The following is a 6,379-nucleotide window of genomic DNA, read 5'->3' as shown; positions in this document are numbered from 1 at the left end:
GAACGATATCAAAACCATACCTGGCCATAGAAGTGGTATCTCCCTGAAATATTTCTTTATGCTGGCTGGATCAGAAGATCTGATCAAACCGGACAGGTGGATTAAGAAATTTATAGAGGATGCTTTCACATGGGCAAGGGACGAAGGATACGCTACGATAATCAGAAATAAAGTCAATGATCGAGAATCTCAGTGGCTGTTATCCGGAGCTTGTGATGAACTGAAATTAAAGTATCCGCGCCTGACCCCCAGATTGCTTGACCATGAAATATGGAAGTATCAGCGGAGCAAGAGCAAAAAGGGGGAAAGGGGGAACAAGCATTTGAATCAAAAGAAGGGTGGTAAGACTTTTGTCGGAACACGCAATGACCCAGGCATACCGCTTGTAGGAAGCCGCACAGAAAAAATTGCAGGCCGGATAGTCTGTCCAGATACGGACAGACTGGAAATAACCATTCGTAAGAATCAAGGTCATGGACTACCACTAAAACACCGCCATAGAGCTGCCATAAATCTCTTGATAGGTGGTGTAACATACGAGGCTGGTGTTCGGATCACAGGGCAAGGTATCCCCTGGATTTGTCCTGATCTGCGCGATTCGATAGGTCAAAAGATGCGTCTTGCCGATGCTCTAAGAAAATCCGGCTTTGAAAAGGGAGATAAAGTTTTTATTATGAAAAGCAAGAGTCAAAATTTTAACACGTTTCAACTTAAACATGGCACGGAGGGTTCTGAGATGTACTGGTGGAAAATAGTTTCAGAAAAAGTCTCTGGGGGGAATATATTGTTCACCCCAGGAAGAGGCATGAAAGGCTTAAACAAGAAGTCCTTTGAGATAACCGAGAACAGTGCAGATATTATACGTATTCTTAGCGGGGAATCTACGATACCTCTTGAAAGGGAGTGCTTTAACACAATTGAAGAAGCATTTAAGGAAAATCCTTCTCTTCAGTTACGTGTCGCCGCTTTGAGAGATAATAAACCTCTTGAGGGAAGTGCAGACGAGTTGATTCGCAATGCAACGGGTTCCCAACTCGCTCGGGGAAATTATGTCTGCTCAATCCTCGAATATTGCGGGCTGGTTCAATACAAAATGAAGGGGAGAAAAAAAGTAATAGTGTTGCCCGGAAAACCGTAGAGGAGGACTTTATGAGATCAGTTTCAAGAAAAAGGCTTATATTATTTTTACTTACGTGTTTGTTTATCTTCGGCTGTGTGACCAGCGCGAAACACTTGAAGAAGGTTTCTATTGGTATGACAAAAGAAGAAGTGGTTGCGAGATTGGATGAGCCAACTGTTGTCCGCGGCGCGATTAAGAACAAGTTTAGCCAGGTCGTGGAAGTTTGGGAATATAAACTGGCGTTGCCCTCTTCAGATAGTCCCGGTCAGATAATCGGCAAGAGCGCCTTTACTTGCATTACGTTTGGTATTGGTGCGGCTACCTTCAAAGGAGAACGGCGAGATTACTGGCTATACTTTATTAATGACAAGCTGGTTCAATGGGGACAGGCCGGTGACTGGCAAAGGGAAGCGGACAGAATTTACGAGTTTAACTTCAATCCGCAACCATCTATCACAAAATAAATCAAATCATAATATCTTGTGTTTGAAATGCCAGTTCAAAAATCCAAGACAATTACTATCCTTGATCAATTCTATCAAACCAAAGATTTAGGATAGCCATTTTATACCTTGATCATTATTGTCAAATCTAAAATTCAACATAACTTTATTATATACGTAACAAAAGATAAGGCTCATTAATTTAATCTCTCCGATTTATAAGACTGATGCTACTTATAGATGCCCCCCCGAAGCGAGGCAATAACCGCATTCAGGGTCTCGCTCTGACTCTCTTCCTGGATACGCTCAATCGCGTATTCCAAAGACGCATCCCCGAACAAGACATAGTAATTATCGGAATCAGCATCAGCGTGAATATCGGCTGCAACACTCCTGTCATAGACAACACAAGGCACTCTGTTAATCCCGTATTTACTGAAAAGTATCGGATCAATAATAATGGAAACGGAATAGACTGACCCGTCTGGCTTTAAAACAATTTTCTGTATAAACTTTTGAGTCGGCGCAATCTTCTTTATCCCCCCCACAAAACCCCTCATGACCATTTCAATATTCGAATCACGAAGCCTGTCCAAGGCATGGACATAGTTCTTTAAGGTCTGTTCAGGCATTGACGAAGAGATAAAAACATATATCCGCTCATTCAGGGGTAGCGTTCCAGTACCGTATGTCTCACCATCAGGTAGTTCGGAATATGCTTTCCTGGCTCCCTCTATCTGATCTTTAAAGATAGTGGCTTTTAACCGTTCGACTTCTGCATTACATTTCTTCTGAAAAGCCTCGGACTCATAATACTGTTTCGTCTGTGTCGCGTATTTCCCGGCCATGTCTTTGTGCTTGTTTTCGGGAACCTTCAAGTTATCAAAGAGATCATTTGCGCTCTTTTTAATATCCCTTATTGAGTTCATATTAAAATCTTCAACGTTCTGTTCCACCCAGAACTCGCCATCCACATATATCGAGACCTTTTTTATGGAAGAATCAATGGCAATCTCTCTCCTGACAGCTACCTGCATACAGGTCTTTCCTGTGGATTCGAGGTACACGTTACTACCCTCTACCTTCTTCACCTCATAACAGGGAGAGGGCATTTTCAGGTAGAATCTCCTTGTTTCTGATGTCCACGCCGTTGGGACAAAAAGGAATGTTAAAAGGATTAAAACAGCTAAAATGCGCAGCAAGCCCTTTTTCTGAACAGCATCCATACGAAATTATCTCCTATAAATGGTGGATTTTTTCCGTATCCCCAGAGCAGGTCCGTTTGGCCGAAAGGACGACACCACCAGTCCCGCACGGGTTTTGCAATCTGAAGACGGTAATTATGTTTGATCCATATTGGTGTTGGTACACACCCGCAAAGAGCGATTCCAGTATCGCAGATCATGAGTTGCCTGGAGAGTTTATATACCATTCTTGCCGCCACTGAAGAGGCTGATTTCAGCTCATGGTCATCATGAACATGTCCGGTAAGGGGATAAGCGCTTGTGCTTCCTATACACCAGAACAGCGGGCTGGCAGAGAAACCGACGGCAGTGGAAACGCTGTCCACCACACAGGCGAGCGCGGCAACCGGATTGGCAAAAAGCAGAGATTCAGGATTCAGGATAAAATTAAGAAGGTCGTTCTGCCACAGTGGATCAACTTCGGTAATGTAGGCAACATCTATCCCGCTTAACTCAAGACACATAAAATCAACCAGTATCTCCATTGCCGTCCAGACAGGAAATATCCAGTAGTGCGCCTGAAAAAAGCTCTGTGAACTCTTACCCTGCGTGGTGGGGGTTACAGATGCTCCTCCCAACCATCCGCCTGTAGTAGAGCCTATAGAAAGTCCCCCAAAGCTTGGAAAGCACCAGGGGTCCTTTACCGTTTCGATCATGCGGGCCGGTTCCCAGAAACCAATCGGTATCCCTATTCTATAAAATGGTGGAATGGGAATGGGGCAAACGCAAACCGGCAGCTTCACCGGAAAAGGGTGATCGTTCACGGCAGGGCCTGGCATTACTGTTATACCGGCAATTTTCATCGGAAATATACAATGCCAGCATAAATCGGTTATTGGATTTATGGGAAGTCCCGGTTTACAGATAGCCTCAGCCTTGCCACCCGACAGCAAAATACCCAAGAAAATCACTACTAACACCAATCGTCTAAACATAATTTAACTCTCTGACTCCGGTATTTGAAATTCCTTCACTTCCATAAACACGCCATCTTGATGCACCACCGACGGAACAGCCTTTAACTTAAATTTATCCACGATTTTTTGATCTGCGTAGAATACCGGTCTATCCAGTTTTTTCATCAAATCCGAGTAAGAACCGCCAACCAGTAAAAGCATGGCCTTGAAATCCTTGTCATACCCGGACTCCTTAAACCACTTCACCTGGTCAGTGTCGTCACCGTTAATAATAACAAGGATTGTCGGCATCTGAATATAATCAAGAGGATTAAAGGTGTATCCCTTGGGGTAGAGAATGCCGCCTTTCCCGTCAGGGATATCGAACTCAAGCGTATAGGTCACATCCACATGAAAATTCCTGTCTTGGGTTGCTCTTGGCAGTGAAACGAGCCCTTTTGGTTTATATTCCCTGATCAACTTTTCGGCTTTTTCCCTGCTGAACACCTTATTCCAGTTAACCTGTTTTGCCCTTTCCTGGAATGCTACCAGGGCATCTTCCTCCGCTATTTTGTACGTTACGCCAACTGTTCCCAGATTGATTGCAAAAGACGGGGAAGCGCAGAGGAAAAACAATGCCAGGGCTAATATTCTGCTAATAGTTGTTATAGTAGTCATTTATCTTGTTTTCTACCCCTTCTTCTATATTCGTTTTCATCTGGCCCTGTATATCGCTTATGAACTCGCTCAGATCTACCCTGGAGAAATCAATCATGGAGAACTGTTCAGGGGTGAACCCGACACAGTTAGGAGATTCAGCAGATCCCCAGTTTCCCCCGGGCTGGAAGTTCTGCAGCTGTCCCCTACCCTGCTCCTGGATGATTCTTCCGAGTTTGCTGTTAAAACAGCAGTATGTTTTTGCCGTCTGCACACAACCGATAAACTTCCACTTCTTGGCGCAATACTCTCCGACATAATGACATCTCCCCGCCTGTATCGCCTGTACAGTCCTCCCCGCTTCCTCACCACACGCTTTTTTTACCATTAAAAAGCTTCCTTCCGAGGTATCGCAGCAATTAAAAAACATGGTCTGGATTCCAGAAGGTTTGCACGTGCCGCCCTTACCGTTGAATATATAAACTATGCCTTCGCACACGCCAGTTGCCTCATCAATCGAACCGTCATTCTGGTAGCTTGTTGTGTCAGCTTCTTCGCCTGTATCCTCAACAGCGGCAATGGGATCGAAGCACTCATTTGGAGAGCATTTTTTTATGCCTGTTTCGGGTTCGGGTAAGCAGGGATATGCCCCATAAGGGCATGTTCTGTAACCTCCATCACATCCGTTGATCTCCTCGTTGTATGGCATATCTCCGGGGCACATGGGATATGCCCAGCATAGCCTTGTTGAGGGGGAATACTCGGATGTATCAGGACAATCATAAATAGCGTCAATCGAACACTGATTCAAAGTTATCGAATATGCGGCTCCTACCGGGCATGGAGGGTCAAGCAAGCATTTGTTCTGATCGCTGTTATAAGTATAGGTTTCAGGACATATTTCTGAAGCAGACAGTCTGCACAGGTCTATTGAACTATCAAAATAGCCGTAATCGCAGACGGGATCACTCTGGCATATTTGGATGGAACTGTTATATGTATAATCCGCAGGGCAGGAATAAATACGAGACAACTGGCATTTATCAACTGATGTATCCAGTGTGCCCGAACTGTCGCATGTTGCATTTGCCTTGCAGTATCCTATTGCCGAATCGTAGGTATACCCTGAATCACAGTTATATGTTGGTGCATACTGGCATTTATCTACCGAAGTGTTTAGTGTTCCGCCGCTTGAACAGGAAGCATTCGCAATACACAGACTGCCGGATTTTGTGTATCCTGACGGGCAGGTACTTGTACATGCTACGCTTTGCGAGCAACTACCTTGACAGGTTGAAAGAGCTGAATAAGATGTGCCGGTGAGGGAGCAAATATATGTTATGATCTGGTCATACCAGCTCTGAAATTTATAAAAATAAGCATTACAGCCACCCTCGTCGTCCGAAACCTTATTTTCCCAGCAGCCACGGTACGTTGATCCGGCGGGCGCAGTGTTTCCGGGGCACTGGTTAGAGCCAGGAGCCTGACAAGCCTGGGGCAACCCCATACAGTCACCACCCTTGCACCAACCCCACCCACCTCCTGCGCAATTGCCCTGAAAAACATAATCACCGGGACAATTACAATTACATCCGTAGCAGCCCGTCCAATACCACCAGCACGAGTGCGCGGCCCCCTGCTCGGTATGCTGTGTGCATGTCCCTGTCTGCACACAGGCGGAATTGCACGTTGACTGACTTGAGTATGTGCCCCCATTGACAGAACAGTACCACTGAACCGTCATTTCACATCTGTTCGTACTCGCATTGTATGAACTTCCACTCGGGCAGTCAGGATCTTTTTCACATTGTTGACTGGATGAATTATAAGTATATCCGCTTGGGCAGGTGGTCGAGGTCACCGCTTTCAGGCAGACGTTGTAAGTTGTATTATAACTGGACCCACTCGGGCATACAGGATCGGCCTCGCACTTATCAATTGAGGAATTATATGTATATCCACTTGGACAGGTGAGAGTGTATGCGACTTCGCATTTATCGCTGATGGAATTATAAACGC

Annotated in this window: 6 protein-coding genes; 2 read left to right on the top strand and 4 right to left on the bottom strand. The window is 45.2% G+C overall.

What is annotated here, in order from left to right; all coding sequences use genetic code 11:
- Together Q7J27_02270 and Q7J27_02265 are read left to right on the top strand one after the other, a co-directional pair.
- The coding region (locus Q7J27_02270) for a hypothetical protein (protein ID MDO9527966.1) at window positions 1-1,138 on the top strand (1,138 nt) is incomplete at its 5' end.
- 11 nt (window positions 1,139-1,149) lie between these two features.
- Entirely contained in the window at window positions 1,150-1,584 is a 435-nt protein-coding gene (locus tag Q7J27_02265; protein ID MDO9527965.1) for a hypothetical protein, read from the top strand.
- Window positions 1,585-1,793: 209 nt separating this feature from the next.
- Here Q7J27_02265 and trbC read toward each other — a convergent pair whose 3' ends face one another.
- From trbC to traN, 4 genes are read right to left on the bottom strand one after another with little or no spacing between them, the layout of a single operon-like run.
- Complete coding sequence (gene trbC, locus Q7J27_02260) at window positions 1,794-2,789, bottom strand: type-F conjugative transfer system pilin assembly protein TrbC (protein ID MDO9527964.1); 996 nt, start codon at window positions 2,787-2,789, stop codon at window positions 1,794-1,796.
- Complete coding sequence (locus Q7J27_02255; GenBank protein MDO9527963.1) at window positions 2,750-3,742, bottom strand: TraU family protein; 993 nt, start codon at window positions 3,740-3,742, stop codon at window positions 2,750-2,752. The genes trbC and Q7J27_02255 overlap by 40 nt, the downstream gene beginning before the upstream one ends.
- 3 nt (window positions 3,743-3,745) lie before the next feature.
- Window positions 3,746-4,381 carry a hypothetical protein gene (locus Q7J27_02250; protein ID MDO9527962.1) on the bottom strand — a complete coding sequence of 212 codons (636 nt, stop codon included), beginning with the start codon at window positions 4,379-4,381 and terminating at the stop codon, window positions 3,746-3,748.
- The gene (gene traN, locus Q7J27_02245) at window positions 4,359-5,867 is read right to left on the bottom strand and encodes a conjugal transfer protein TraN (GenBank protein ID MDO9527961.1); all 1,509 of its coding nucleotides are present in this window, start codon (window positions 5,865-5,867) and stop codon (window positions 4,359-4,361) included. The genes Q7J27_02250 and traN overlap by 23 nt, the downstream gene beginning before the upstream one ends.
- Window positions 5,868-6,379 lie beyond the last annotated feature (512 nt).

It is taken from the genome of Syntrophales bacterium (assembly GCA_030655775.1).
GTDB lineage: Bacteria > Desulfobacterota > Syntrophia > Syntrophales > JADFWA01 > JAUSPI01.
The sequence above is the reverse complement of the archived record's forward strand: the minus strand, read 5'-3'. Positions and strand labels throughout refer to the sequence as shown.

Coding starts and splice junctions, on each gene's coding strand:
- Q7J27_02265 (MDO9527965.1), top strand. CDS start 1,150: ATGAGATCAGTTTCAAGAAAAAGGCTTATATTATTTTTACTTACGTGT.
- trbC (MDO9527964.1), bottom strand. CDS start 2,789: ATGGATGCTGTTCAGAAAAAGGGCTTGCTGCGCATTTTAGCTGTTTTA.
- Q7J27_02255 (MDO9527963.1), bottom strand. CDS start 3,742: ATGTTTAGACGATTGGTGTTAGTAGTGATTTTCTTGGGTATTTTGCTG.
- Q7J27_02250 (MDO9527962.1), bottom strand. CDS start 4,381: ATGACTACTATAACAACTATTAGCAGAATATTAGCCCTGGCATTGTTT.
- traN (MDO9527961.1), bottom strand. CDS start 5,867: ATGGGGTTGCCCCAGGCTTGTCAGGCTCCTGGCTCTAACCAGTGCCCC.